The sequence below is a fragment of the Roseovarius sp. genome (assembly GCF_030373445.1).
Classification (GTDB): Bacteria; Pseudomonadota; Alphaproteobacteria; order Rhodobacterales; family Rhodobacteraceae; genus Roseovarius.
The window spans coordinates 205,230-230,693 of record NZ_JAUCYU010000008.1; the positions used below are offsets into that span (position 1 = coordinate 205,230).

Below are 25,464 nucleotides of genomic sequence, written 5' to 3' on the forward strand. Positions count from 1 at the left end.
ATGACGGGCGAACACGATACGGGGCGGCAGGCTTCTGCCGCCCCGGCCATTGAACTGAGGGGCATCTCGAAGGCGTTCGGCCCGGTTCAGGCGAACAAGGACATCTCGATCACCGTGGCGCCCGGCACGATCCACGGGATCATCGGCGAGAACGGGGCGGGCAAGTCGACCCTGATGTCGATCCTCTACGGGTTCTACAAGGCCGACAGCGGCAAGATCTTCATCAAGGGCCGCGAGACGCGCATCCCCGACAGCCAGGCCGCCATTGCCGCGGGCATCGGCATGGTGTTCCAGCATTTCAAGCTGGTCGAGAATTTTACCGTCCTGGAGAACGTGATCCTCGGGGCCGAGGACGGGCGGTTGCTGAAACCCAGCATCGCCAAGGCGCGACGCTCGTTGCAGGACCTCGCCGACGAATACGAATTGCACGTCAAGCCCGACGCGCTGATCGAGGACATCGGCGTCGGCATGCAGCAGCGGGTCGAGATCCTCAAGGCGTTGTACCGGCAGGCCGATATCCTGATCCTCGACGAGCCGACCGGCGTGCTGACCCCCGCCGAGGCAGACCAGCTTTTCCGGATCCTCGCGCGGCTCAAGGAAGAGGGCAAGACAATCATCCTGATCACCCACAAGCTGCGCGAGATCATGGAGATTACAGATACCGTCAGCGTCATGCGCCGGGGCGAGATGGTGGAGACGGTGAAGACCTCCGAAAGCAGCCCCGAGCAGTTGGCGGAGCTGATGGTGGGCCGCAAGGTCCTGTTGCGGGTGGAGAAATCGCCCGCCAAGCCGGGAAAGCCGGTGCTGGAGGTCGAAGGGTTGAAAGTCACCGACAGCCAGGGCGTCGAGCGGTTGCGCGGCATCGACCTGACCGTGCGGGCCGGCGAGATCGTGGGCCTGGCCGGCGTGGCCGGCAACGGCCAGTCCGAATTGCTGGAGGTGTTGGGCGGCATTCGCGAGGCGCAGGGTACGGTGCGGGTGAACGGCCAGCCCCTGACCCTGAGCGGCAGCGGCGCCAATGGCCGCGACCGGCGGGCCGCAGGCATCGGTCACGTGCCCGAGGATCGCCAGCGCGAGGGCCTGATCATGGATTACACCGCGTGGGAGAACATGATCTTCGGCTACCACCGCGACCCTGCGACCGGTGGCGGCGTGCTGATGAACAATGCCGCCCTCATGGCCGGGGCCCGCGACAAGATGGGCCGGTTCGACGTGCGCCCGCCCGACGAGAAGCTCTCGGCCAAGAACTTCAGCGGCGGCAACCAGCAGAAGATCGTCCTCGCCCGGGAGATCGAGCGCAACCCCGATGTTCTGCTGATCGGCCAGCCAACCCGGGGCGTCGATATCGGCGCGATCGAGTTCATTCACAGCCAGATCATCCGCCTGCGCGACGAGGGCAAGGCGATCCTGCTGGTAAGTGTCGAGCTTGACGAGATCATGGCGCTGTCGGATCGGATCGCGGTGATGTTCGACGGCAGGATCATGGGCGAGCGACGCCCGGACGAAACAGACGAAACCGAGCTGGGCCTGCTGATGGCCGGGATCGAAGGCAAGCCCGAGGACGCGTTCAAAGCGGTCGAGGAGGCGCAATTCGCCCAAGCGGCCGAGACCGAGGGGGAAAAGCATCATGGATAGGATGCCGGCTTGGGCGGACGCGGTTCTGGTGCCCCTCATCTCGATCATCCTCGCCGCATCGATTTCGGCGCTTGTGATCCTGTTCATCGGCGAGGACCCGGTCGCGGCGGTCAAGCTGATGGTGACGGGTGCGCTGGGCTCGACCTATGGCTGGGGTTACACGCTCTACTACGCCACCAATTTCCTGTTCACCGGCCTGGCCTTTGCCGTGGCAAGCCACGCGGGGCTTTTCAACATCGGCTCGGAAGGTCAGGCGATGATCGGCGGGCTGGGCGTGGCGCTGGTCTGCCTTGCCATCCCATGGCCGCACTGGGCGCTGGCCCTGCCCGCCGCCATCGTCGGCGCAGCGGCGTTCGGCGCGCTCTGGGCACTCATCCCGGCCTGGCTTCAGGCAAAACGGGGCAGCCATATCGTCATCACCACCATCATGTTCAACTTCATCGCGGCCGCGGTGCTAAACTACATGCTGGTCAACATCCTGCGCCCGGCCGGATCGATGGACCCGGCGACCGCGAAGTTCCCCGAAGGGGCGCATCTGCCGACGTTGCACGACCTGTTGGCACCCTTCGGCATCGCGTTCTCGAAGTCGGCACCGGCGAATATCAGCCTTGTGGTGGCAGTCGCCGCCTGCTTGCTGGTGTGGTTGCTGATCTGGCGCACGCGGTTGGGTTTCGAGATCCGGGCTCTGGGACATTCGCAAAGCGCCTCGCGTTATGCCGGCATTCCGCCGGTGAAGATCGTGGTCATCGCGATGCTCATATCCGGCGCGCTGTCGGGCTGCATGGCGATCAACAACGTGATGGGCGAGGCCGAGCGGCTTATCCTGAACGCAACGGAGGGAGCGGGATTCATCGGCATTGCCGTGGCACTGATGGGGCGCAATCACCCGCTGGGCGTGTTTCTCGCGGCGATCCTGTTCGGCTTCCTCTACCAGGGCGGGGCGGAGCTGGCGCTGTGGACGACGATCCCGCGTGAACTGATCATTGTCATCCAGGCGCTGGTGATCCTGTTCACGGGCGCGCTCGACAACATGGTGCGGATGCCGCTGGAACGGATTTTCATGGCAACCCGCAAGCGGAGGCGGACATGACCGAGCTCGCCCCCTACCTGCCCGGCTTCATCGCCGCCTATGCGATCCTGCTGGTGGGCGCGTCCTCGCCCGGCCCGGCTGTGGCGATGCTGTTGGGCATCTCGACGACACAAGGGCGCGGGCCCGCTTTGATCACCTGCTTCGGCATCGCCACCGGCAGCATGACAATCAACCTGCTGACGATGATCGGCGTCGGGCTGCTCTTGTCACAGGCGGCCTGGGCGATGAACCTGCTGCGGCTGGTGGGTGCGGCCTACCTGCTCTGGCTGGCCTGGGGGGCCTTCCGCAAGGCGCTGAACCCGCCGAAGGTGAGCGTGGAGGCCACGGCTGTACAGTCTGCCCCAGCGCTCTACGCGAAAGGTTATCTGTTGCAGGTCACGAACCCCAAGGCGATCGCCTTCTGGCTGGCGATCGCGGCCGTGGGCGCTGTGAACGGGGCCCCGGCGCCGGTGGTCGCGGCCTTCGTGGCTGGGGCCTTCGTCATCTCCTTCGCGATGCACGCGGCCTGGGCCCTCGTGCTGTCCTCCCGCCCGGTGCGCGCGGCCTATGCCGGCGGGCGCCGGTGGATCGAGGCCGGGCTGGGCACATTCTTCACCTTCGCCGCGTTCAAGCTGGCCACGGCAGAAAGGTAGCGCGATGGATTTCATGACCGTCCTGCAGGTGCTCGACAGCACGGTCCGGCTGGCCACGCCGCTTCTTTTGGCCTGCCTCGCCGGGCTGTTCAGCGAGCGGGCGGGCATTTTCGATATCGGCCTGGAAGGCAAGATGCTGATCGCCGCCTTTTTCTCGGCGGCGGTGGCGTATGCCAGCGGTTCGGTGTGGCTGGGCCTGCTGGCCGGAATCGGGTCGTCGATGTTGTTGGCGGGACTGCACGGGCTGGCCTCGATCACCTTCCGGGGGAACCAGCTGATCTCGGGCGTTGCGATCAACTTCCTTGCGGCTGGCATGACCGTGCTGATCGCGCAGGATTGGTTTGCGGAAGGCGGGCGCACCCCCTCGCTGATCGGCGCTGCGCGGTTCGAGCCGATCACCCTGCCGCTGGCCGAGAGCCTGAGGAGCGTGCCGGTACTGGGACCGGTCTATGCCGAGCTGATCTCGGGCCATACGATCCTTGTCTATCTCGCGCTTCTCTGCGTGCCGGCGACATGGTGGGTGCTGTTCCGCACCCGTTTCGGCCTGCGGCTTCGCGCGGTGGGCGAGAACCCGGCAGCGGTCGATACAGCGGGCATTTCGGTCGTGGGTATGCGCTTTGCGGCCGTCATGATCTGCGGCGTCCTGTGCGGGATCGCCGGCGCCTATCTTGCAACGGCCCTGCAGGCCGGGTTCGTCAAGGACATGACGGCGGGCCGGGGATACATCGCGCTTGCCGCGCTGATCTTCGCCAAGTGGCGGCCGTGGTATGCCTTGTCGGCCACGTTGCTGTTCGGGCTGCTTCAGGCGGTGGCCCTGCGCTATCAGAATATCGAGCTGGGCGGGCTGATCATCCCGGTACAGCTGATGGATGCGCTGCCCTACATCCTGACGGTCATCATCCTTGCCGGCTTCGTCGGCCGGGCGATCCCGCCGCGGGCCGGCGGCCAGCCATATGTGAAAGAGCGGTAGAGCGCGTTCCCCCTCCAGCTATTTGGCACTGCGACCTTGCGGGCCCGGCTGCCATGGGCGTAAGGGGAGAGCATGCACATCTACCTTCCCATCGCCGGTGTCGCGGTCAACGTGTTCCTGCTGCTGGGCCTCGGCGGGCTTATCGGCATCCTGTCGGGCATGTTCGGTGTGGGGGGTGGATTTCTCCTGACGCCGCTGCTGTTTTTCATCGGCATCCCGCCGACGGTGGCGGTGGCCACCGGCGCGGCGCAGATCGTCGCGGCGTCGTTCTCGGGGGTACTGGCGCATCTGAGGCGCGGGACCGTCGATCTTCAAATGGGTACGATCCTGTTGGTCGGCGGGCTGTTCGGCGCGGCGCTGGGGGTGGTGCTGTTCAACTATCTCAAGGCGGTTGGCCAGGTCGATCTGCTGGTACGGCTTTGTTATGTCGTCTTCCTCGGGATCATCGGGGTGCTGATGTTCGTCGAAAGTCTGCGCGCCCTGCGGCGGTCGCGCCGGGGCGGCAAGACGATCCGCAAGAAGCATACATGGGTTCAGAAGCTGCCCTTCAAGATGCGGTTCCGCACCTCGGGCCTTTACATCAGCGCCATCCCGCCCCTGCTGGTCGGGGTCAGCGTGGGCGTGCTTGCGGCGATCATGGGCGTGGGCGGCGGCTTCATCATGGTGCCGGCAATGATCTACATCCTCGGGATGCCGACGAAGGTGGTCGTGGGCACCTCGCTGTTCCAGATCATATTCGTCACCGCCTTCACCACAATGCTGCACGCCACCACGAACCAGACGGTCGACGTGGTGCTGGCCGTCATGCTTCTGCTGGGCGGGGTGATCGGGGCGCAGGTGGGCACGATGATCGGTACAAGGATGAACGCCGAACAGTTGCGGGTTCTGCTGGCGCTACTGGTGGTCGGCGTCTGTTTCAAACTGGCGCTCGACCTGCTCCTGGTGCCCGCCGACCTCTATACCCTGACGCCCGTGATGAGCATGTAACATGCGGTTCAGGGTCGCCCGGCAACAGGCGAATATTCACGCAACTGTAAAGCCAGTTCACAACATGTGATCCGACCAGAACGGTTTGCAGCGGCGTGCTCGCTTGCATTGAGCGGGGACATGGGGCTAAGGGGCTTCATGCTGATATACCTTCCGATCGCCGAGGTATCCGTCAACGCCTTCCTTCTGCTGGGGCTGGGCGGGCTGGTCGGTGTCCTGTCGGGTATGTTCGGCGTTGGTGGCGGCTTCCTGATGACGCCGCTTCTGTTCTTCATCGGCATCCCTCCCGCCGTCGCCGTGGCGACCGAGGCAAACCAGATCGTCGCGTCCTCCTTCTCGGGCGTGCTGGCGCATCTGCGGCGCAAGACGGTCGACCTGCGCATGGGAACGGTGCTGCTGATTGGCGGCCTGATCGGCGCCGCGCTGGGTGTCGTGGTGTTCAACTACCTGCGCTCGCTGGGCCAGGTCGATCTGCTGGTTCGGCTTTGCTATGTTGTCTTCCTGGGCGTTATCGGCGGGATGATGTTCTTCGAAAGCTTGCGCGCGATTCGCAAATCGCGCCGGGGTGGCGGGGCCCCGACCCGGCGAAAGCATACTTGGGTGCAGGGCCTGCCCTTCAAGATGCGCTTCCGCACCTCCGGCCTTTACATCAGCGTCATCCCCCCGGTGATCGTTGGCATCCTTGTCGGTATTCTGGCGGCCATCATGGGCGTCGGCGGCGGGTTCATCATGGTTCCGGCGATGATCTACATCCTCGGGATGCCCACCAAGGTGGTTGTCGGCACGTCGCTCTTCCAGATCATCTTCGTCACCGCCTTCACCACCATGCTGCATGCCACCACCAACTACACGGTCGACGTGGCGCTGGCGGTGCTGCTGCTGGTAGGCGGCGTCATAGGCGCTCAGGTCGGGACCAGCATCGGCACCAAGATGAAGGCGGAGCAACTGCGCATTCTGCTGGCGCTGATGGTGCTGGCCGTCTGCTTCAAGCTGGCCCTCGACCTTCTGCTGCAGCCGAGCGAGCTTTACTCCATCGGCGCGCTCGGGGGGCACTGACCGATGGTGCGGCTTCTGGTCATTCTCCTGTTCCTTGCCCTGCCCGCCCGGGCCGAGGAAGTCGTGCTCGGCCTCAGCCAGAGCGAAGTGGCGATCACCGCCAATTTCGACGGTTCTCACATCCTTGTCTTCGGGGCGGTAAAGCGCGAGGTGCCGATCCCGGACGGCCCGCCGCTTCAGGTGGTGGTCGCGGTTTCGGGGCCATCGAAACCCGTGCTCGTGCGCCGCAAGGAACGGCGGTTCGGCATCTGGGTGAACACCGACAGCGTGCTTGTCGACAGCGCGCCGAGCTTCTACGCCGTCGCCACCAGCGGGCCGTTCGACGAAGTGCTGACCGATGTCGAGGACCTGCGCCACCGGGTGTCCATCGAACGGGCCATCCGCTCGGTCGGGGCCGCGATGCATATCCGCGGGGCCCAGAACTTCGCCGATGCCGTGGTGCGCATCCGCGAACGCTCGGGGCTCTACAAGATCGTCGAGGACTCGGTGGCCGTCGACCAGCAGACGCTGTTCCGTACCGCCATCGACATGCCGGCGAACCTGACCGAAGGGGAATATTCCACCCGCATCTTCCTGACCCGCGAAGGCAGGGTGGTTTCCGTCTACGAAACGACGATCGACGTGCGCAAGGTGGGGCTGGAACGCTGGCTCTACAACATGTCGCGGGAACAGCCGCTGATCTACGGGCTGATGTCGCTGGCCATTGCCATTGCCGCCGGATGGGGCGCGTCGGCCGCCTTCCGGATGCTGCGGCAGGGCTGATCTTCCGGCAGGGGCAGGAACAGTCGCGCGGCGCCCGCGTTTTTCCCGGATGACGCCCTTACCCAACCGTGCTACCTCACTGCCATGAGCCAGATGCCCTCGAAGGACGAAATCCTGAAGTGGATTTCCGACAACCCGACCCTCACCTCGAAACGCGATATCGCCAAGGCCTTCGGGATCAAGGGCGCCGCGCGGATCGACCTGAAGCGTGTGCTCAGGGAACTCGAGGATGAAGGCCATCTCGAGAAACGCAAGAAGACGTATCGCGACCCCGACAAGCTGCCGCCGGTGAGCGTGCTCCAGGTGTCTGGCCAGACCAGCGATGGCGAGCTTTTGGCCAAGCCGCTGGAATGGCATGGCGAGGGGGTCGAGCCGGTCGTCCTGCTGATCCCGCGCGCCTCTGATCCGGCGCTTGGCGAGGGCGACCGCATCCTCGCCCGCCTGCAGGAGGTGAAAGGCGAGGATCACCATTACGACGCCCGTTTGATCCGCCGCATCGGAACCAACCCGCGCAAGATCCTCGGCGTGTTCCGCAAGGGCGCCGAAGGCGGGCGGATCGTGCCCATCGACAAGGGCGACGGCAAGGAGTGGACAGTGGCGGCCGATGCGGCTGGCGGCGCCAAGGATGGCGAGCTGGTCGAGGCGGAACAGGCCGGGCCCAAGGGCCGGATGGGCCTGCCCAAGGCGCGCATCGTCGAACGGCTGGGCGACCCCTCGGCGCCCAAGGCGGTGTCGCTGATCGCCATCCACCAGCACGGCATCCCCGACGATTTCCCCGACGAGGTGATCACCGAGGCCGACAGCATGAAGCCCGCCGGCCTGTCGGGCCGCGAAGACCTGCGCGACATGCCGCTTGTCACCATCGACCCGTCGGATGCGCGCGACCATGACGACGCCGTCTGGGCGCATGCCGATGACGACCCGAAGAACGAGGGCGGCCATGTGCTTTGGGTCGCCATCGCGGATGTGGCGCATTACGTGACCTCCGGCTCGGCGCTGGATGCCGAGGCGCGCAAGCGGGGCAATTCCAGCTACTTCCCCGATCGCGTCGTGCCGATGCTGCCAGACCGGCTGTCGGGTGACCTGTGCAGCCTGCACGAGGGTGTGCCGCGCGCCTGTATCGCCGTGCGGATGCAGATCGACGCGCATGGCCAGAAGGTCGGGCACCGCTTCGTGCGCGGGCTGATGCGCTCCGCCGCCTCGCTGAGCTACGAGGAGGTGCAGCAGGCGATGGACGGGGAGCCCAGCGACAAGTGCGGCCCGTTGATGGACGAGGTGATCAAGCCCCTCTACGCCGCCCATGCCGCGTTGCAGGACGCCCGTAATACCCGCCAGCCGCTGGACCTCGACCTGCCCGAGCGCAAGGTGGTGCTCAGCGACGAGGGCAAGGTCCTGTCGGTCAATTTCGCCGACCGGCTGGATGCCCACAAGCTGATCGAGGAGTTCATGGTGCTGGCCAACGTGGCCGCCGCCGAGACCCTGATCGCCAAGAAATCTCCCCTGCTCTTCCGCGTCCACGAGGAACCACCGCCCGAGAAGCTCGACACCCTGTGCGAGGTGGCCGAAGCCGCCGGGCTGGTGCTGGCGAAGGGGCAAGTGCTGCGCACGTCGCACCTGAACCAGTTGCTGCACGCCGCCGAGGGCACCGACCATTCCGACGTCATCAACATGTCGACCCTTCGGGCGATGACCCAGGCCTATTACAACCCGTCGAATTTCGGGCACTTCGGTTTGTCGCTTCAGGCCTATGCGCATTTCACCTCGCCGATCCGGCGGTATGCCGACCTCGTGGTGCACCGGGCGCTCATCTCGGCCCATGGCTGGGGCGATGACGGGCTGAGCCGCGCCGACGAGGAGCAACTGCAAAGCACCGCCGAGCATATCAGCGAGACCGAGCGCCGCTCGATGACCGCCGAGCGGGACACGAACGACCGCTACCTTGCCGCCTACCTGTCGGAACGGGTGGGCGAGGAGTTTACCGGCCGGGTCAGTGGCGTGGCGCGGTTCGGGGCCTTCGTGCGGCTGGATGAAACCGGCGCCGACGGGCTGATCCCGGTGCGCGCGCTGGGGCGGGAGTTCTTCCATTTCGATCGGGATGCCGGCACGCTGATGGGGGCCGATACGGGTCTCACCATCGGGCTGGGGCAGCGGGTGACGGTGCGTCTATCGGAAGCGGCCCCGGTGACCGGGGGCATCGCGCTCGACCTGATCAGCATCGACGGCAAGGCTGTTCAGCAAGGCCAGAGCGCCAAGAGGGGCAAGTCCCGCGGCAAACCGGTGAAGCGCAAGCCCGCGCGTGCCGCGAAGAAGGACGCCAAGGTCAAGCGCAAGGTCAAGCGCAGCCGGCGCTAGATCGTCAGGACCAGCCAGCCAATATAGGCCACGTAGGCCGTGACCAGTGCGGCGCCCTCGCGCCGCCCGACGCGCCAACCGGTGCGCGCGAAGACCAGGAAGACCACGGTCGCGGCCAGCATGACCCAGATGTCGAACACGGCGATGCTGGCGGGCACGGCAAGGGGCGACACCATGGCGGTAATGCCAAGGATGCCGAGGATGTTGAATATATTGCTGCCGACGACGTTGCCGAAGGCCACGTCGCCCTGCCCCTTGCGCGCCGCGATGACCGAGGTGACGAGTTCGGGCATCGAGGTACCGATGGCGACGATGGTCAGGCCGATCACCTCCTCCGGCATGCCGAAACGCCCGGCGAGAGAGATGGCACCCTCGACGAGGAACCGGGCCCCCAGCAAGGTGGCGCCAAGGCCGACCAGCAGGATCAATGCCGCGCGCCACGTGGCGCCCCGCGGCGCGGGCAGAACCTCGGCCTCGTGTTCGTACATGTCGGCGGCAGCGGTGTGCCGACGGCGTTCGATGAGCACCGTAGCGATGAGATAGGCCAGCAAGGCGGCGACGAACGCGGCCCCCACCAGCCGCCCGACACCCCCGACCATGACGGCGCCAACGCAGGCGAGCGTGGCCAGCGCCAGAACGCTGCCGTCCCGGCGCAGCACCTCGGGCGCCACGCCGATAGGCGCGATCAGGGCGCCGATACCGAGGATGAGAAGGATGTTGCCGCTGTTGCTGCCGACGATGTTGCCGATGGCGATGCCGGGCGAGCCGGCGAAAGCCGCTTGCAGGCTGGTCACAAGCTCCGGCGCCGAGGTGCCGAAGCCCACGATGGTCAGGCCGATCAGCAGGGGCGAGACACCGAAGGCCCGCGCCAGCGCCACGGCGCCGCGCACCAGCATGTCGCCGCCGACGAGCAGCCCGACCAGTCCAGCCAGAACGAGGACAATGTCCATTCCCGTGCTCCCTTGCGTCTTGGCGCCCGGAGACTGGGCGTTCAGACTCGGCAGATGCGCCTGCCCCGGTTGCCTTTCAAGGGTCCGTGACAAGGATATTTCGGGGCGGGCGACGTCGTCAGAGGTGATAGGTCAGCGCATGCCGGACCAGGTGCGACAATCGCTCCGGCTCGATCTGCGCGGGCCTGTCGAAGAGCACCGCGCGGTTGCCGTCGAGCTTGTCCCACGCCGGGAAAGCCTGGGCGTAATCAGAGATGATCGTGGTCTGGCAATGGGCAAAAAGCGCGAAGCTTGCCATCTCGTGAAGCCCCAGCCGCAGGGTCGATCCGGTTCGCGACTTCCGGGGCAGGTAGGCGGGCTGGCCCCATTTCAGCGTCTCTTCAAGCGGGCCGACCCCGGGCAGGCCGTGCGCCACGTCGAAGATCAACCGACGCAATTCGAGCACACCCGCGCGCGCATCGGGCGGGTAGCCATCGATGACATCACGCACCGGGTCGGGCATGCCGTCGAGGCTCATGACGGGTAAAGCGCGACAACGGCGCGGTCGAGATAGGCATCGATCCGAGCGTCGTCGCGAACCAGCGCCTTCAGGTCCGTCTCGCAAGGCAGCGCGCGGATCATGTCGAGGACCGGCACGATGGCCGCGTCGGCAGAGCTGGGTTCCGGGCCGAAAAGGTAGTCGGTGTTGCCGAGAGTCTCGCGGATGGCCTCGAGATCACGCGCCATCCGGGCCAGCCGGTCGGCCTCGGAAAACTGGCCGGTGCCCTGCATCTCGAGCATGCGGCGGGTGCGCTTGCGGGCGGTCCCGGCGATCGTACCCCGTAACGGAACCGGTAGCGCCCCGAAGAACTGGTCGCGCAGCACCTCCCAGCATTCGTCGCGCAGCCAGCGGTCATGCACGAGGCCGTAGCGCAGCCCGTCCTCGACCATCCGCACGAGCGCGTGGCTATGCGCCCGTTCGCCTGCGGTGAGTGCATCGTCGAAGCCGGCGCCGCGTTCCTCCAGCCAGACCTGGATGCGGCCGCTGTCGGGAATCAGGGCTTCTGCCGTCTTCAGCACCGGCAGGCGGCCATAGGGCATTTTCGACGGATCGGTCGTGAAACTCGGCTCCCAGTCCTGCCCGGACATATCGAGCAGGCACATCGCCTTCAGGCAAAACGGGCTGAAGCTCGGGTGCCGGTCGTCGCCGGGAAAGGAAAGCAGGGTCAGCATGGGCGGTCTCTGGTAAAGGCAGGATCATCTGGACCCTATCAGCACTTAATGACAGTATCTGTCAGGAGTTCCAGCGATACTGAAACCATGAGCCGCACCGACAGACTGTTCCAGCTTATGCAGGCGCTTCGCAGCGTCCCGCCACCGGCGACGGCAGCGCAGCTTGCGGCCATGCTCGACGTGACACCACGCACCATCTATCGCGACATCGAAGCCCTGCGCGGGCTAGGCGCGGTGATCGATGGCGCCTCGGGCTTCGGCTACACACTGATCGAGGATGCCGCGCTTCCACCTCTCAGTTTCGACACGGACGAGCTGGAGGCGCTGGTTCTGGGGCTACGCGAGGTCGACCAGGTCGGCGACCCGGTGCTGGCCGCCGCCGCACGTTCGGCGCTGGCCAAGCTGGGCGCGCGCCTGCCCGCCAGCCAGGCCCATCGGCTGAAACACGCCGTCCTGACCGCGCAGCGCTTCACCCCCCTGCCCGAGCCCGGCATCGACGTCAGCCGGTTGCGGCAGGCCACGTGGGACGAGCGCACCATCCGGTTCGACTATACCGATGCCGAGGGGCGCGGGACGCAGCGCGAGGTCGACCCGCTTTCGGTGATCTACATGCAGGCGTCGCACTGTTTGCTGGCGTGGTGCCACCTGCGCAACGACTTCCGCGCCTTCCGGCTGGACCGGATGCGCGAACTGTCGCTTACCGGCGCGTCGTTCCGGCCGCGCCGGGTTCCGATGCTGCGCGCATATCTAGCCGAAATGAGCTCGCAAGCACAGGAACGGGCGGCCGGATAGGGCCGAAGATCGCGCCACGATGGCGTGCACGCTTTCGCAAAACGCGTCTTCGCGTTACGATACCGCAAAACACCCATGAAAAGGGTCAGGTATGAGCAGCGAACTGATAACGGGACTCATGGCGGCGTTTGTCACGGCCGGGATGGCCTTGGCGTCGCCGGTCGAAACTTCCTTGCGACCCAAGGCGCGGCCTGGCGGCAGCACCGAGGTGACGGCGGTCGCCGATACACAGGCCACGGTCTATGCCGGGCTGGCCCGCAGCATACGACCGCTTGCGCGCCCGAATGATCTGGACACGGCCCAGGAGGCCCCGGTGTCCACCTCGCACGCCGGGTTCGACAGGTGGGTTCGCGGGTTCCGCGGCCGGGCGCAGGCACAAGGGATCAGCTCGCGCGTCTTCGACGCGGCCTTCAGCGGGGCGCACTATACGCCCGACGTGATCGCCAAGGACCGCAACCAGACGGAGTTCAAGAGCAACATCTGGGATTACCTCGACAATGCGGCCGCCCCGCCGAAGGTCGAGGAAGGGCAGCAGGCGATACGCCGCCACGACCGCACCCTGCGCCGGGTCGAACAGCGCTACGGCGTCGACAAGGAAGTCGTCGCGGCGGTCTGGGGGCTGGAAAGCCGGTACGGCACCCGGATGGGAACCTATCCGATGGTCGATGCACTGGCGACGCTTGCCTTCGACGGGCGTCGCGGCAGCTTCTTCGAGAAGCAGCTGGTGACCGCGCTGAAGATCGTGCAGTCGGGCGATGTCACCCTGCGCGATTTCAAGGGCTCATGGGCCGGCGCCATGGGGCACACCCAGTTCATTCCGACCTCCTACATGGCCTACGCGGTGGATTTCGACGGCGACGGCAAGCGCGATGTCTGGTCGGACGATCCCGGTGACGCACTGGCATCAACGGCCGCCTACCTGCGGCGGTTCGGGTGGATTTCCGGCCAGCCCTGGGGTGTCGAGGTTCGGGTTCCCCGCGGCCTGGGCAGCACGGGCGGGCAGCGGATGCCGTCGCAATGGGCTAAGCTTGGCGTCGTGGGCATCGATGGCCGGCCGGTGCGCGACCATGGCAGCGCGTCGCTGCTGATGCCAGCCGGTCGGAACGGTGCGGCCTTCCTTGTCTTCAAGAACTTCTCGGTCATCAAGCGCTATAACAATTCCGACGCCTACGCGCTTGGAGTCGGCCACCTGTCGGACCGCCTGAAGGGCGGACCGCCGATCCAGGGCACTTGGCCGCGCGGCTACGAGCCCCTGTCCTTCACCGACAAGATGGAATTGCAGCGACAGCTCAAGCGGCGCGGTTACGATCTCGAGAAGATCGACGGCCTGATCGGCCCGAACACGCGCTCTGCCATCGTGGCCTTCCAGCGCTCGGCCGGGATGACCGCGGACGGCAACCCTTCGCAGGAAGTGCTCAAACGCCTGAAGGGTGGGTAGACGGGCTCAGATCCGCAGGAAGGGCTGCGCGATCCGCGGCAACCAGCTGTTGAAGCGAAGCGGCGCGTCGGTCGCGGCGAGGCAGATGCAATCCTCGCCGATATCGGCGATCGGCGTGTGATCGAGGTCTTCATTGGCGACTTCGATATCGCCGGGGCCGAAATGATCGACCTTGTCCTCGAAGGCGCCCCGGATCACCAGCGTCAGTTCGGTGCCCTTGTGGCCGTGGTCCGGCACGGCGGCCCCGGCGGGGATGTACAGTAGCCGCGCCGTTGCGTCGCCTTTCGTGGGCAGGATCGCCTGTTTGACACCCATGCCCACCGGCCGCCAGCGCACCGAGTCGAGATCGCCGCCGACATAGGCGCGCACGGGTGCGGGCAGCACGCCGCCGCCCAGGGGCACATCCCTTTCGGCAGGTCGCGCTTCGGCCAGGTCGATCATCGCCAGCGTCGCGTCGAGGCTGTCTGCCGACATCACTGCCGCGTCGCAGTTTTCCATCAGCGTACCACCGACGGTATCGAACGCTCCCAGCCGGGCGCGACATTCGTCGCACATCGAGATATGAGCCGCCACGGCCAGGCTGAACGCCTCGGGCAGCGTGCCGGCCGAATAAGCCATCAGCAGCGCGTCGGTCAGGTGGTGTTTGATCGTGTCCTGTATCATCGTCATCTACTTCATCGCGTGGCGCAGTCGGTCCAGCGCCAGCCGTATCCTCGATTTGATCGTGCCGAGCGGAAGCCCGGTTTCCTCGGCGATTTCACGGTGGCTCAGGTCGCCGAAATACGCCTTCTCGATCAGTTCCCTCTGTTTCGCCGGTAGTGCGGCAACCGCCTCTTCCAGCTTCTCTGTCTCCTGTTGCAAGGCCAGGCTGTCCTCCTGGTCCGGCTCTTCCTCGGGCCCCCATGGAAGGTCTTCCGGTTCGGGCCGCTTCATCTTGCGCAGCGCGTCGATCTTGCGGTTCCGCGCGATCGTGAAAATCCACGTCGCCGCGCTGGCGCGGGACGGGTCGAACAGGTGGGCCTTTTGCCAGACGGCAGCCATCACCTCCTGCGTACATTCCTCGGCCATGGCCGCATCGGCGCCCGAACGCATCAGGAACGCCTTCACCCGCGGCGCGAAATGGCGGAACAGGGCGGCAAAGGCGGCCCGGTCGCGCGTCTCACGGATGCGCAGGATGCACGCTGACCATTCCAGTCCTGGGTGTTCTTTCTTTTCCTTCACTTTCACCGGTTCCACTACCGTTCTCTGGCGTCCCCGGGGAATAGCACGCCCGATCACGGCGGGCGAGACTATCGGTTCTTCCAGCGGTGCGGATTCACTGTACATGGTCAATCTACGGACGTCCCGACGCGGTGGATCACTGCCGAGAAATAATTTTCCGTTTTCATCCGATCCCTGACGGCCTGCGTAGAACCCTCAAGAACAACGAAACAAGGTATTGGGGAACGGATGCCGTTTGAGAGTGGCGCAATGACGCGCAGACGAGTTGCCGTGGTCGGAGCAGGCATATCGGGCATGGGCGCGGCCTATGCGCTGTCGCAATCGCAGGACGTGACCCTGTTCGAGGCAGAGCCACGGCTAGGTGGTCACGCCCGGACAGTCATGGCTGGCAAGAACGGCGACCAGCCGGTCGATACCGGCTTCATCGTCTTCAACCATGCCAACTATCCCAACCTGACCCGCCTTTTCGACGACCTCGGTGTGCCCGTCACGAAAAGCGACATGAGCTTCGGCGCGTCGGTGCGCGGCGGCGCGGTGGAATACGGCCTTGCCGGGGCGGCGGCCTTCTTTGCCCAGAAGCGGAATGCGCTGAACCCCTGGTTCCTGTCGCTCCTGCGCGATATTTTCCGCTTCAACTCACGCGCGCTGGACACGGTGGGAAGCTGCCCTGACCTTTCGATCAACGAGTTTCTGCACCATGTCGGCACGGGCCGCTGGTTCCGCGAGTACTATCTCCTGCCGCTCACCGGCGCGATCTGGTCGACGCCGACACGGCAGGTGGGCGCCTTTCCGGCAAAGGCGATGGTGCGGTTCCTGAAGAACCACGGCCTCCTGTCCTATGACGGGCAGCACCAGTGGTACACGGTCGAGGGCGGCTCGGTGCAGTACGTGGAGCGGATCAATGCCGCGTTGCTGCGGCAGGGCGCGGTCATCCGGCCCGGTTGCCCGGTGCAGGGGGTGCGGCGCGATACGACCGGCGTTTTCGTGAAAACCCGTGGCGAAGACTGGGAGCATTTCGACGATATCATTTTCGCCACCCATTCCGACGACAGCCTCTCCCTGCTGAGCGATCCCAGCCCGGAGGAACAGGCCGCGCTCGGTGCCATGCGCTACCAGTCGAACGACGTCGTGCTGCACGCCGATGCCAGCGTGATGCCGCGGCGCCGCCCTGTCTGGTCGTCGTGGAACTATTCCGAAAGCCCGGCAAGGCGCGACGGCCAGATCGACATCACCTACTGGATGAACCGCTTGCAGCCGATCCCGGCGGATGACCCGCATTTCGTGACGCTGAATTCCAACCGGCCGATCCGGGAGGAGCTGATCTACGACCAGGTCACCCTGCGCCACCCGGTCTATGACCTTGCCGCCTTCGACGCGCAGGCGAAGCTGCGGGCAATGAACGGGGCGCGCAACACGTGGTATTGCGGCGCGTGGATGCGCGACGGCTTTCACGAGGACGGGCTGGCCTCGGGCCTCGAGGTGGCCGACGCGATCGTTGCGAAGAACGCGATCCCGATGGCGGCGGAATGAACCAGGTCGACCATATCGCCGGCCACACGTGGCACGGGCGCAAAGGCGCGGTCGAAAACGCCTTCCGCTACGGGATCGACTACGTGCTGCTCGATGCCGAGGGCGCGCCGGAGGCGCCCCGGCTGTTCGGTCGCAACCGGGCCGGGCTGGCGTCGGTCTGGGACAGCGATCATGGCGGGCCGCCGAAACACGGGCGCGGCCCGGCATGGGTGCGCGAGGTGCTCGAGACGCACGGGCTGGGCAGCCCCGCGCGCATCGAGCTTCTCGCGCAGCCCCGCATCCTCGGCCACGTCTTCAACCCGGTGGCGTTCTGGATCTGCCGCGACGAAGGGGGCAGCGTGCCCGTGGTCATCGCCGAGGTCACCAACACCTATGGCGACCGCCATTGCTATCTCTGCCATCGCGAGGATCTTGCCCCGATCGGCGCGCAGGATCGTCTGACAGCCCGCAAGGTCCTGCACGTGTCGCCATTCCAGCGAGTCGAGGGGACATACGAGTTCCGCTTCGACCTGCGCCCCGATCACATTGGGATCTGGATCGATTTCACCGGCGGCAATGGCGGCGTCACGGCGACCCTGGTTGGCAAGCGGCAACGCCTGAGCAACTGGAGCCTGATCCGCGCCTGCCTGCGACGGCCCTTCGGGTCGCGCCGGGTTCTGGCGCTGATCCACTGGCAGGCACTGAAGCTGTGGTGGAAGGGCGCGCAGTTCCGCGCCCGCCCCGAACCGCCAAGGCAAGAGGTCAGCCGGTGAATGCCGCGCCGCGCCTGCCTGCCTTCGGCCTGTTTGCCGCCATGCTTGCCGCGGCCGGGCTACCGCTCTACATCCATGCGCCAAAATTCTACGTCGACGAATACGGCGTCTCTCTGGCCGCCCTTGGAACGGTGCTGTTCGCGCTACGGCTGATTGACGTGGTGCAGGACCCGCTGCTGGGCCGCCTGGCCTCGCGGCTTCAGGACATGCGGGCCGTTTCGGTGGCCATTGCCGTGATCACCATGGCCGCCGCGATGCTGGGCCTTTTCGCAGTCGCACCGCCCTTCGCACCGCTCGCATGGTTCGCGCTCATGCTGACGCTGGTCTTTTCCAGCTTCAGCTACCTGACCATCTGCTTCTATGCCGAAGGCGTGTCCTCCGCCGCCCGATTGACCGGCCAGGGCCACCTGCAACTCGCCCGCTGGCGGGAAACTGGCGCGCTTCTGGGCATCTGCGCCGCATCTGTCGCGCCGGTGCTGATCGGCGGATATGGCGGGTTCGCGCTGGCCTTCGCCCTGCTGGCCGCGGTGGCGATCCGGTCGATGCACCGGGAATGGCGCGGCGCGGCGGTTGGCGGCGGCACGGGGTTTCTCACGGTCCTGCGCGACCCGGTGGCCCGCAAACTCTTGCTGGTGGCCCTGTTCAACGCCGCCCCGGTCGCTGTCAGCTCGACCCTCTTCCTGTTCTTCGTGGAAAGCCGTCTCCAGGCGCCGGGCTGGGAAGGCCCGTTCCTGTTGCTGTTCTTCCTGTCCGCCGCACTGGCCGCGCCCTTCTGGGGCAAGCTGGCAGAGACTGCCGGCGCAAGACGGGTTCTGCTGATCGGCATGGTGCTCTCCATTCTCTCCTTCGGCAGTGCCATCTGGCTGGGCGCGGGGGATACGTGGGCCTTCGGGCTGATCTGCCTTGCCTCGGGCGCAGCGCTCGGGGCCGACATGACGCTGCTGCCCGCCCTCTTCGCCCGGCGCATGGCCGAGATATCGCCGGGCGCGAGCGAGGCGTTCGGCCTGTGGTCCTTCGTGTCGAAATTCACGCTGGCCTTCGCGGCGGTCACGCTTCTGCCCTTGCTCGAGGCCGGCGGCTTTACCGCGGGCGGAGACAACGGCGCCGGGGCGCTCTGGCTGCTCAGCCTGCTTTACGGCGCGGTGCCGTGCCTACTCAAACTGCTGGCAATCGGGCTGCTGGCAACCATCGATATCGGGGAAAGGACGGTCGCGGCATGACAGCTATTACCTGCGCCCTTCTCGGGCTCATCGTGGCGGTAACGGGCGGTCTCCTGTTCCACCGGATCACGGGCTTTCAGGCACAGCGCCCCGCCGACTACGCCGGTCAGTTCCCCGCGTTTGACCTGCGCACGCATCTCAACGGGGCGATCAAGTGCGAGGGCGTGATATACGGGCCGGCCGGCCGTGTCGCCTCTCGTTTCGTGGGGGATTTCGAGGCGACCTGGGACGGGAACCGCGGCGTGATGACGGAATACTTCCTGTATGACAGCGGCACTACCCAGACCCGCCAGTGGCGGCTGCAACTGGGCAATGACGGCCGCATCAGGGCCGAGGCCGACGATGTGATCGGCACCGGGCGCGGGCAACAACAGGGGCCCAGCGTGAATCTCAACTACACGATCCGCCTGCCGCGCGAAGCCGGGGACCACGTGCTGAACGTGACCGACTGGATGTACCTCGCACCGAACGGGGTGATCGTGAACCGCAGCCAGTTCCGCAAGTTCGGGATCAAGGTGGCGGAACTGGTGGCAACAATGCGAAGGGTAGACACGGTTTGACGAGTTTTTCGGGTAAGACATACTGGCTGGTCGGCGCCAGCGAGGGGTTGGGCGAGGCGCTGGCCCACAAGCTCAGCATCGAGGGGGCGACCCTTGTACTTTCCGCGCGCAACCGCGAGCGGCTGGAAGAGGTGGCAACTGCCCTGCCCGGCCGTGCCCGGGTGGTGACGGTCGATGTCAGCGACGAAGACAGCGTACGAGCTGCCGCCAAGGAGGTCGGAGAGGTCGACGGGCTGGTCTATCTGGCCGGCGTCTACTGGCCCATGCCGGCGACCGACTGGAATGCCGAGCACGGCCTGAAAATGGCCGATATCAACTTCACCGGCGCCTTCCGCGTGCTGGGGCAGGTCGTGCCCGGCATGGTCCGGCGCGATCATGGCCATATCGTTCTGACCGGCTCGCTGTCCGGCTTTCGCGGCCTGCCCGGCGCCGTGGGCTATGCCCCGTCCAAGGCCGGGGTCATGGCGCTGGCCCAATCGATGCGCGCCGACCTGTGGCGCACGGGCGTGCGGGTGCAACTGGCCAACCCGGGCTTCATCAAGACCCGGCTGACCGACAAGAACGACTTTCGCATGCCGTTCCTGATGACCCCGGAACAGGCCGCGACCGAGATGATCACCCTGATGCGCGACGAGAGTGCCTTTGACCGGCATTTTCCCGCCGCTTTCAGTTGGGTGTTCCGGCTGTCACGGTTCCTGCCGAACTGGGCCTACTACCGGCTATTTGCGTGAGATCAAAGACTCCCGCTAAGCTGAGAGGCGATGAACCTCTCCATACGCGAGAACGGGAGTTGAACCATGCTTGATATCAGCAGTTACAAAGTCGCCCAGGTAATCCTGATGGCGCGCGAACTTGGCCGCGCCGAGGGCGAGCTTCGGGCCTTCATCGACCGCCTGACCGAAGAGGAACAGGCAAGCCTTGTCGCCGTGATGTGGATCGGCCGGGGCAGCTTTGGCGCCGACGAGCTGGAGGAGGCGAAGTCCACGGCGATGAACGAGGCAACGACGCCGACGGCCGATTACCTGCTCGGCTCGCCGCACCTGTCTGATCATCTCGAGAACGGGATGGACGAGCTGGGCATTTCGGTGATCGACGACGAAGACGACCTCGTGCGCGGCGGCTGAAGCGGCAGAAAACGCCTCCGGATCGATGCCGGGCCGTGCTAGGCTTCGCGGGACACGCCCCAAGCAAGGCCCGGCCCATGACCGACCTTTCCCTGCCCGCCGCGCAGCGGATCATCGAAACCGCGCTGTCCGGCACACGCTCTGGCCCGGAACGGCGAATCGCGGTCTGCGTGGTCGATGCCGGTGGCCATCCGCTGGCCATGCTGCGAGAGCCTGACGCGGCGCCGCTTCTGTCGCATATCGCCGAGGCCAAGGCGCGCACCTGCATCCTGTACGGCAAGCCCACGAAGACCGTGATGGAATGGGCCGACGAGACGCCGAACTGGTTTCACGGTGTGCGCGAGGTGGCCATGGCCCGCTCCGGCCTGCCCCTGACCGCCAGCAAGGGCGGCGTTTTCGTAAGGGATTCGGGCGGCAAGGTGCTGGGCGCGGTCGGCGTCGCGGGCGAGGCCGGGGAGTTCGACGAGGCCTTCGCCATGGCCGGGATCGAGTCGGCCGGCTTCGTGGCAGATGCCGGATGAGCGGCGTGTGTGATCTGGAACAGCCGATAGACTCCGTCACGCTTCCCGAGGGGCTGGCATGGGAAGACGACTGGTTCGCCGTCGGCACTGTCGATGCCGACACCCTGGCGATCGGAGAGCCGGCCTATCACCAGAAGAACTGGAGTTACTTGATCACCGATGGCGGCGAGAGCCTGCTGTTCGACACGGGCTCCGGTCGGCGTTCCATCGGGCCGGTGGTGCATCGCCATGCCGGTGTCTCGACACGCGCCTTCCCCTCGCACATGCATTTCGACCATCTCGGCGGCGTCGACGCCTTCGGCCCGGTCATCGTGGCCGACCTGCCCATGCTTCGGGCGATGGCGCCCGATAATGTGCTGACCCCGACGGAGGAAGCGTATCTCGGCCATTACGAGACCCTCTCACCACCGAGCTTCCCTGTCGGTCACTGGGTCGGGATCGGCGATGTCCTGCAAGTTGGACTGCGCCACCTGCACGTTCTGCACACCCCCGGCCATTCGCCCGACTCGGTTTCGCTGTGGGAGCCGGGCCGAAACCGCCTCTATGCCGCCGATTTCCTCTATCGCGGCCACCTCTACGCGCAGACGCCCGGCGCCTCGCTGCCTGCCTACCGGGCAACGCTCGAAACGCTGTTCGACATATTACCGGAAGACATCGACATCCTCGGCGCGCATGGCCAGACCGAGGGCGGCACCGATGACATGCCCCGGCTCGGCCATGCCGATCTTGCCGCGCTGCATGCCGCCCTGTGCGACCTGCTGACAGGCCCACCGCACGACGGCCAGCGCGAGATCAACCCGCGCATGACCCTGCTCTATTCAAAGGCCAGCTTCACCGGCTGACCGCCGTCAGACGTGGTTCACCACCTGCAGATGCTGCGCCAGCCGGTCCACCTCGCCGAGGAACCGCAAGACCAGCCGTGGATCATGCGGCGCGGGCGACACGCCGGCGGGGATCTCGCGGTTCAGCACCGCCTCGATCGCCATCGAAACCGGAATCGAGACAAGGCGCGCCATTGCCGTGCCGCGCTCGTCGCCCCAGGCATCCATCACGAAGGTCTTGTGCCAGACGGTCACCCCCTCGCGCTCGGCCTTGAGCGAGACGCAAAGCACCACCCGGTCAGGCTCACCCTCGTCATAGGCGTGCTCGTTCCAGAACTGCTCGGACATCTCGCGCAACCGGTCGTCGCCGGACTTGCCTTCCAGCGTCTCGACCTCGGCGAAGATGTCCTTCCACGCCTCGGTCCAGCCGTTGAGCCGCAGCGTACCGCGCACGAATTCCTTCACCCTCCACGACGGGTCGAAGCGGTAATCCTCGATGAAGGGCACGCTGTCGCGGTTCGGATAGACCTCGAAGGTTTCCGGCGTGGGCAGCGGCGCGTCGTAGCTGGAAATCGCATCCCACGGCCGGGCCACCTGCAACTCGGTGAAGTTCCGGATCGACCGCGAGGGCGAGCGCAGCGCCTTCAGCACGCCGAGGGGCGACCAGCTGAACTTGTAGCGGAACGCGTTGGCATGTTTCGGGATGCCGCCGCAGTAGGAGGTGAAGGACAAGTCGTTCTCGGGCGCGTATTTGTCCGACCCGCGGTAGTCGGTCACGAGGTGATGCGCCATCAGGTGGTCGATGCCGGGGTCAAGGCCGACCTCGTTGACACAGCACACCCCGCGCACCAGCGCCTTGGCATGAAGCTCCCGCATCTCGGGCGCGATGTAGGAGGAGGAGACGAAATGCGCCCCGTGGTTGATGCACATCTCCGCAATCGGTACGTGCCAGTCGCCCGGCAGCATCGAGACGACCAGGTCGCCCTCTTCGGTCTCTGCCGAAAGCTGATCAAAATCGAAGGCGGCGATATTGTCGGTCAGGTCGCCCACGGCTTCGCGTGCCTTGTCGACCGTGCGGTTCCAGACCTTGACGGGGTGCCCGTTCTCGATCAGCCGCCGCAGGCCGGGGATGGCGGAAAGACCGGTGCCGCACCAATGAATCGTCATGTTTCAGACCTCCTTCAGATGGGTCCGGAACGTGGCCTCGGCCCGGCCCCAGACATTTTCGTGCAACTTGTCCAATGCCTTGAGCGAGGGCAAGAGCTGTTCGGCGAAGTCTTCCGACGACTCCAGCGGCAAAAGCGACGGCAGGTTGTCGATCGCCATCACGTCGAGCGGCGGGGCATCATGTACCCGGACCACCGGCGCGGCCCACGTGGTGGCCTCGTCGTAGACGGGCACCGGGTTGTAATCGCTGTCGGGGTCGCAGGCGATATCGCCCACGACGGAAAGCCGGCGATCCGCTGTCAGCGCCGATTGCGGCACGAAGACGGGTGTGCCGGGACGGGCGAGGATGCAGTTGAAGAACAGGTCGTGGCCCAGGATCTCCGGGAACGGCCCGCCCGAGGCGGTTTCCTCCAGGTCCCATCGGGTGGGGGTGATGCCCATGGCCTCGCAGAGGTCTGCCGCACCGGTGCCGACCCGGCCCAGCGCGCCGATCACGATGGCGGTGGGCCGCGTTCCGCCCGCGCTGTCGAGATCGGCAGCGAGGTCGGACAGCAGCGCGCCCTTGTCCCGCCACGTGCTGACCGGCGGGCAATGGCCGCCCTGTTTCTGCGCCGCCCACGCCTTGAGCGACACCGCCGCCCCGGCATAGCCCGCCCAGTAGCCGAAAGCGGCAACGCGGCGGCCGTTCTCATCCACGAGGTACTCGAGGTCATAGAGCGTCCCGCCCCCGGCCTTGAACCGTTCCAGCAGGCGGCGGCCGGCGAACTGGCCCTTGAAGGCATGGCCGAACATGATGTGCCGGTGCGGCAATGGCGTGCCATCGTCGGGCAACTCCTTGAGCCCGAAGATGATGGCGTCACGCGGGGCATCCGGCCAGCTGTTCTCCGGCGCCACCTCGCAACCCGCATCGGCATAGCCCTTGATTGGCAGGATGCGCGTGGCGCTGACCTCGACCGTCACGCGCACCCCCTGCGCGATCAGCTCCGCCGCGCCGGCGGGCGTGACGCCGACACGTTCCTCGTTCTCCCGCTGCTCGGCGCGGACCCAAAGATGCGTCATTCTCGAAATTCCTCAGACAAAGGTGCGGGCATGGGCCCTGTCGGGCGCGTCCAGGTGCGGCGTGGCGTTGAACGTGCCCACCATCAGCATGTCATGCACGTAATGCAGCCGGTGCATCGAGCTGTTCATGATCTGCAGCATGACCTTGGCCATGCCGTTGTTGTCCAGCCCGAGCGCGTGGCGCATCGCCATCCCGATCACGCCGCCGGAGGTCACGATCAGGATGCGCCCGTTCCCGCCGCACAGCTCGTCGACCACCGCGGTCACGCGTTCGGAAAACTGTGGATAGGTCTCGGGCACCGTGATCAGTCGGTCCTCGGTCCAGTGGGTGATGACCTGCGGCAGGTGGATGGCGAACTCTGTCGGGTCGCGCGGCGCGGGGATGCCGTGCTGGGCCTCCATCGCCGTGGCCATGGCGAAATAGCTCAGCTCGTCGAGCCGCGCATCCTGCTTGGTGATGTCAAACCCCATCTCCAGAGCCGTTTCGGTCTGGCGCGACAGGGTTCCGGTGATGACGGCGTCGAAATGCGGGTTGGTGTCGCGCAGATGCGCCCCCAGCCATCTTGCCTGCTCCCGCCCGAGATCGGACAGCCTGTCATAGCTCTCTTCGTCGGTGGCATGGCTGTTCGCCTGCCCGTGCCGCACAAGGATTATTTCCGCCACCTGCGCCCTCTTTCGTCGTTCCGCACGTTCTTAGCGGCGATCCGGCGAAGGGAAAAGCAGGTGGCGTAGTTTTGTGGGACTGCGCCGGGCCGGTTACTTCGCAAGCGACTGCGCGTAAGCCTCGAGCTGCTCGGCAACCGTGCCCCAGCCATCGAAGAAGCCCATGTCTTCATGGGTCTTGCGCGACTCCTCCGAGCGGTGCCGGGCGATGGCGGTATAGGTCGTCTCGCCGTTGCCGGCATCCTCGAACAGGACGATGGCGGTCATGAACGGGTCGGGCGCGGGTTTCCAGCCTTCGGAGTAGGCATCGGTGAAGACCAGCTTTTCCTGGTCGACCACTTCAAGCCAGACACCCTTGTTTTCCATCCGGTTGCCCTCCACCTCGAAAGCCGTGTTGAACCGGCCGCCGACCCGCAGGTCGATCTCGCAATCCGTCACCTGGTGGGGCTTGGGTACAAAGAATTGCTTGATGTGCTCGGGTGTGGTCCAGCATTCCCAGAGAAGCGCCCGTGGTGCCTTGAGGGTTCTTGTGAAGCTGAGATCAGTTTTCGGATCGAGGGTCGTCATTTTTCGCGTTTCCTTGCAAGTTGGGTGACATAGTCGTCGAACTGGTCCAGCCGCCCCTCCCACAGGGCGCGCTGTTCCTCCAGCCAGCCGGTAACCGGCAGGAAGGCATCGGGCATCAGCCTGCAGATGCGGGTTCGGCCCTGTTTCTCGGTCGCGATCAGCCGGGCGTCCTCCAGCTTTCGCAGATGGCCCATGAAGGACGGCAGCGCCATGTCGTGCGGCGCCGCCAGCTCGCTGACGCTGGCCGGGCCCCGCGCCAGCCGCGACAGGATCTCACGACGGGTCGGATCGCCGAGCGCGGTGAAGACGGCATCGAGCTTTGCATCATACTTAGCCATAAGGCTTAGTAAGTGACGGCATGATTCCGTTCAAGCAAAAACTTA

General features: G+C 65.9%; 28 protein-coding genes. 18 read left to right on the forward strand and 10 right to left on the reverse strand.

Annotation, left to right across the window (positions count from 1 at the left end):
* The 8 genes from QUV18_RS15755 (at position 1) to rnr (ending at position 9,484) form a co-directional block, all read left to right on the forward strand.
* Positions 1 to 1,635: an ABC transporter ATP-binding protein gene (locus QUV18_RS15755; protein ID WP_300894965.1), complete on the forward strand. Its 1,635-nt coding sequence runs from the start codon at positions 1 to 3 to the stop codon at positions 1,633 to 1,635.
* Positions 1,628 to 2,725, forward strand: coding sequence for an ABC transporter permease (locus QUV18_RS15760; RefSeq protein WP_300894966.1), 1,098 nt, complete (start codon positions 1,628 to 1,630; stop codon positions 2,723 to 2,725). Before QUV18_RS15755 ends, QUV18_RS15760 begins: the two co-directional genes overlap by 8 nt.
* Complete coding sequence (locus QUV18_RS15765) at positions 2,722 to 3,357, forward strand: LysE family translocator (RefSeq protein WP_300894967.1); 636 nt, start codon at positions 2,722 to 2,724, stop codon at positions 3,355 to 3,357. The genes QUV18_RS15760 and QUV18_RS15765 overlap by 4 nt, the downstream gene beginning before the upstream one ends.
* Before the next feature lie 4 nt (positions 3,358 to 3,361).
* A complete protein-coding gene (locus tag QUV18_RS15770; protein ID WP_300894968.1) occupies positions 3,362 to 4,327 on the forward strand; it encodes an ABC transporter permease in 966 nt (321 codons plus the stop codon).
* Positions 4,328 to 4,399: 72 nt separating this feature from the next.
* Positions 4,400 to 5,314, forward strand: coding sequence for a sulfite exporter TauE/SafE family protein (locus QUV18_RS15775; protein WP_300894969.1), 915 nt, complete (start codon positions 4,400 to 4,402; stop codon positions 5,312 to 5,314).
* Positions 5,315 to 5,452: 138 nt separating this feature from the next.
* The gene (locus tag QUV18_RS15780) at positions 5,453 to 6,370 is read left to right on the forward strand and encodes a sulfite exporter TauE/SafE family protein (RefSeq protein ID WP_300894970.1); all 918 of its coding nucleotides are present in this window, start codon (positions 5,453 to 5,455) and stop codon (positions 6,368 to 6,370) included.
* A 3-nt stretch (positions 6,371 to 6,373) separates the two neighbouring features.
* A complete protein-coding gene (locus tag QUV18_RS15785; protein WP_300894971.1) occupies positions 6,374 to 7,132 on the forward strand; it encodes a TIGR02186 family protein in 759 nt (252 codons plus the stop codon).
* Positions 7,133 to 7,216: 84 nt separating this feature from the next.
* Positions 7,217 to 9,484: a ribonuclease R gene (rnr, locus tag QUV18_RS15790; RefSeq protein ID WP_300894972.1), complete on the forward strand. Its 2,268-nt coding sequence runs from the start codon at positions 7,217 to 7,219 to the stop codon at positions 9,482 to 9,484.
* Here rnr and QUV18_RS15795 read toward each other — a convergent pair.
* The 3 genes from QUV18_RS15795 to QUV18_RS15805 all read right to left on the reverse strand — a co-directional run bounded on the left by QUV18_RS15795 (position 9,481) and on the right by QUV18_RS15805 (position 11,646).
* The gene (locus QUV18_RS15795; protein ID WP_300894973.1) at positions 9,481 to 10,434 is read right to left on the reverse strand and encodes a calcium/sodium antiporter; all 954 of its coding nucleotides are present in this window, start codon (positions 10,432 to 10,434) and stop codon (positions 9,481 to 9,483) included. The genes rnr and QUV18_RS15795 overlap by 4 nt on opposite strands.
* 118 nt (positions 10,435 to 10,552) lie before the next feature.
* Positions 10,553 to 10,951, reverse strand: a complete 399-nt coding sequence (locus tag QUV18_RS15800; RefSeq protein ID WP_300894974.1) for a DUF1801 domain-containing protein — start codon at positions 10,949 to 10,951, stop codon at positions 10,553 to 10,555.
* Positions 10,948 to 11,646, reverse strand: a complete 699-nt coding sequence (locus QUV18_RS15805; RefSeq protein WP_300894975.1) for a glutathione S-transferase family protein — start codon at positions 11,644 to 11,646, stop codon at positions 10,948 to 10,950. The genes QUV18_RS15800 and QUV18_RS15805 overlap by 4 nt, the downstream gene beginning before the upstream one ends.
* Before the next feature lie 87 nt (positions 11,647 to 11,733).
* On the opposite strand from QUV18_RS15805, the gene QUV18_RS15810 reads away from it, so the two are divergent.
* Both QUV18_RS15810 and QUV18_RS15815 read left to right on the forward strand, forming a co-directional pair.
* Positions 11,734 to 12,438, forward strand: a complete 705-nt coding sequence (locus QUV18_RS15810; RefSeq protein WP_300894976.1) for a YafY family protein — start codon at positions 11,734 to 11,736, stop codon at positions 12,436 to 12,438.
* A gap of 91 nt (positions 12,439 to 12,529) precedes the next feature.
* Positions 12,530 to 13,876: a lytic murein transglycosylase gene (locus tag QUV18_RS15815; protein WP_300894977.1), complete on the forward strand. Its 1,347-nt coding sequence runs from the start codon at positions 12,530 to 12,532 to the stop codon at positions 13,874 to 13,876.
* Between the two features lie 6 nt (positions 13,877 to 13,882).
* Here the strand turns inward: QUV18_RS15815 and QUV18_RS15820 are convergent, their stop codons facing one another.
* Both QUV18_RS15820 and QUV18_RS15825 read right to left on the reverse strand, forming a co-directional pair.
* On the reverse strand, positions 13,883 to 14,545 hold the full coding sequence (locus QUV18_RS15820) for a ChrR family anti-sigma-E factor (protein ID WP_300894978.1): 663 nt from the start codon (positions 14,543 to 14,545) through the stop codon (positions 13,883 to 13,885).
* Entirely contained in the window at positions 14,546 to 15,202 is a 657-nt protein-coding gene (locus QUV18_RS15825; RefSeq protein WP_300895004.1) for a sigma-70 family RNA polymerase sigma factor, read from the reverse strand.
* 123 nt (positions 15,203 to 15,325) lie between these two features.
* Here QUV18_RS15825 and QUV18_RS15830 point away from each other — a divergent pair, with 123 nt between their 5' ends.
* The 8 genes from QUV18_RS15830 to QUV18_RS15865 all read left to right on the forward strand — a co-directional run bounded on the left by QUV18_RS15830 (position 15,326) and on the right by QUV18_RS15865 (position 21,646).
* The gene (locus QUV18_RS15830; protein ID WP_300894979.1) at positions 15,326 to 16,627 is read left to right on the forward strand and encodes an FAD-dependent oxidoreductase; all 1,302 of its coding nucleotides are present in this window, start codon (positions 15,326 to 15,328) and stop codon (positions 16,625 to 16,627) included.
* Positions 16,624 to 17,379: a DUF1365 domain-containing protein gene (locus QUV18_RS15835; protein WP_300894980.1), complete on the forward strand. Its 756-nt coding sequence runs from the start codon at positions 16,624 to 16,626 to the stop codon at positions 17,377 to 17,379. The genes QUV18_RS15830 and QUV18_RS15835 overlap by 4 nt, the downstream gene beginning before the upstream one ends.
* The gene (locus QUV18_RS15840; protein WP_300894981.1) at positions 17,376 to 18,599 is read left to right on the forward strand and encodes an MFS transporter; all 1,224 of its coding nucleotides are present in this window, start codon (positions 17,376 to 17,378) and stop codon (positions 18,597 to 18,599) included. The genes QUV18_RS15835 and QUV18_RS15840 overlap by 4 nt, the downstream gene beginning before the upstream one ends.
* The gene (locus QUV18_RS15845; protein ID WP_300894982.1) at positions 18,596 to 19,159 is read left to right on the forward strand and encodes a DUF3833 domain-containing protein; all 564 of its coding nucleotides are present in this window, start codon (positions 18,596 to 18,598) and stop codon (positions 19,157 to 19,159) included. The genes QUV18_RS15840 and QUV18_RS15845 overlap by 4 nt, the downstream gene beginning before the upstream one ends.
* The gene (locus QUV18_RS15850) at positions 19,156 to 19,890 is read left to right on the forward strand and encodes an SDR family NAD(P)-dependent oxidoreductase (RefSeq protein WP_300894983.1); all 735 of its coding nucleotides are present in this window, start codon (positions 19,156 to 19,158) and stop codon (positions 19,888 to 19,890) included. Before QUV18_RS15845 ends, QUV18_RS15850 begins: the two co-directional genes overlap by 4 nt.
* Positions 19,891 to 19,956: 66 nt before the next feature.
* Complete coding sequence (locus tag QUV18_RS15855) at positions 19,957 to 20,283, forward strand: DUF3775 domain-containing protein (protein ID WP_300894984.1); 327 nt, start codon at positions 19,957 to 19,959, stop codon at positions 20,281 to 20,283.
* A gap of 77 nt (positions 20,284 to 20,360) precedes the next feature.
* Positions 20,361 to 20,804: a heme-binding protein gene (locus QUV18_RS15860; RefSeq protein ID WP_300894985.1), complete on the forward strand. Its 444-nt coding sequence runs from the start codon at positions 20,361 to 20,363 to the stop codon at positions 20,802 to 20,804.
* A gap of 5 nt (positions 20,805 to 20,809) precedes the next feature.
* Entirely contained in the window at positions 20,810 to 21,646 is an 837-nt protein-coding gene (locus tag QUV18_RS15865; RefSeq protein WP_300894986.1) for an MBL fold metallo-hydrolase, read from the forward strand.
* Between the two features lie 6 nt (positions 21,647 to 21,652).
* Here the strand turns inward: QUV18_RS15865 and QUV18_RS15870 are convergent, their stop codons facing one another.
* The 5 genes from QUV18_RS15870 to QUV18_RS15890 all read right to left on the reverse strand — a co-directional run bounded on the left by QUV18_RS15870 (position 21,653) and on the right by QUV18_RS15890 (position 25,419).
* Positions 21,653 to 22,792 carry a saccharopine dehydrogenase family protein gene (locus QUV18_RS15870; protein ID WP_300894987.1) on the reverse strand — a complete coding sequence of 380 codons (1,140 nt, stop codon included), beginning with the start codon at positions 22,790 to 22,792 and terminating at the stop codon, positions 21,653 to 21,655.
* A gap of 3 nt (positions 22,793 to 22,795) precedes the next feature.
* Entirely contained in the window at positions 22,796 to 23,851 is a 1,056-nt protein-coding gene (locus QUV18_RS15875) for a saccharopine dehydrogenase (protein WP_300894988.1), read from the reverse strand.
* Between the two features lie 12 nt (positions 23,852 to 23,863).
* Positions 23,864 to 24,514 (reverse strand): histidine phosphatase family protein, encoded by a 651-nt coding sequence (locus QUV18_RS15880; RefSeq protein WP_300894989.1) that lies wholly within the window; start codon positions 24,512 to 24,514, stop codon positions 23,864 to 23,866.
* A gap of 93 nt (positions 24,515 to 24,607) precedes the next feature.
* Entirely contained in the window at positions 24,608 to 25,081 is a 474-nt protein-coding gene (locus QUV18_RS15885) for an SRPBCC family protein (RefSeq protein WP_300894990.1), read from the reverse strand.
* Positions 25,078 to 25,419, reverse strand: a complete 342-nt coding sequence (locus QUV18_RS15890; protein ID WP_300894991.1) for a metalloregulator ArsR/SmtB family transcription factor — start codon at positions 25,417 to 25,419, stop codon at positions 25,078 to 25,080. Before QUV18_RS15890 ends, QUV18_RS15885 begins: the two co-directional genes overlap by 4 nt.
* Positions 25,420 to 25,464: the final 45 nt, after the last annotated feature.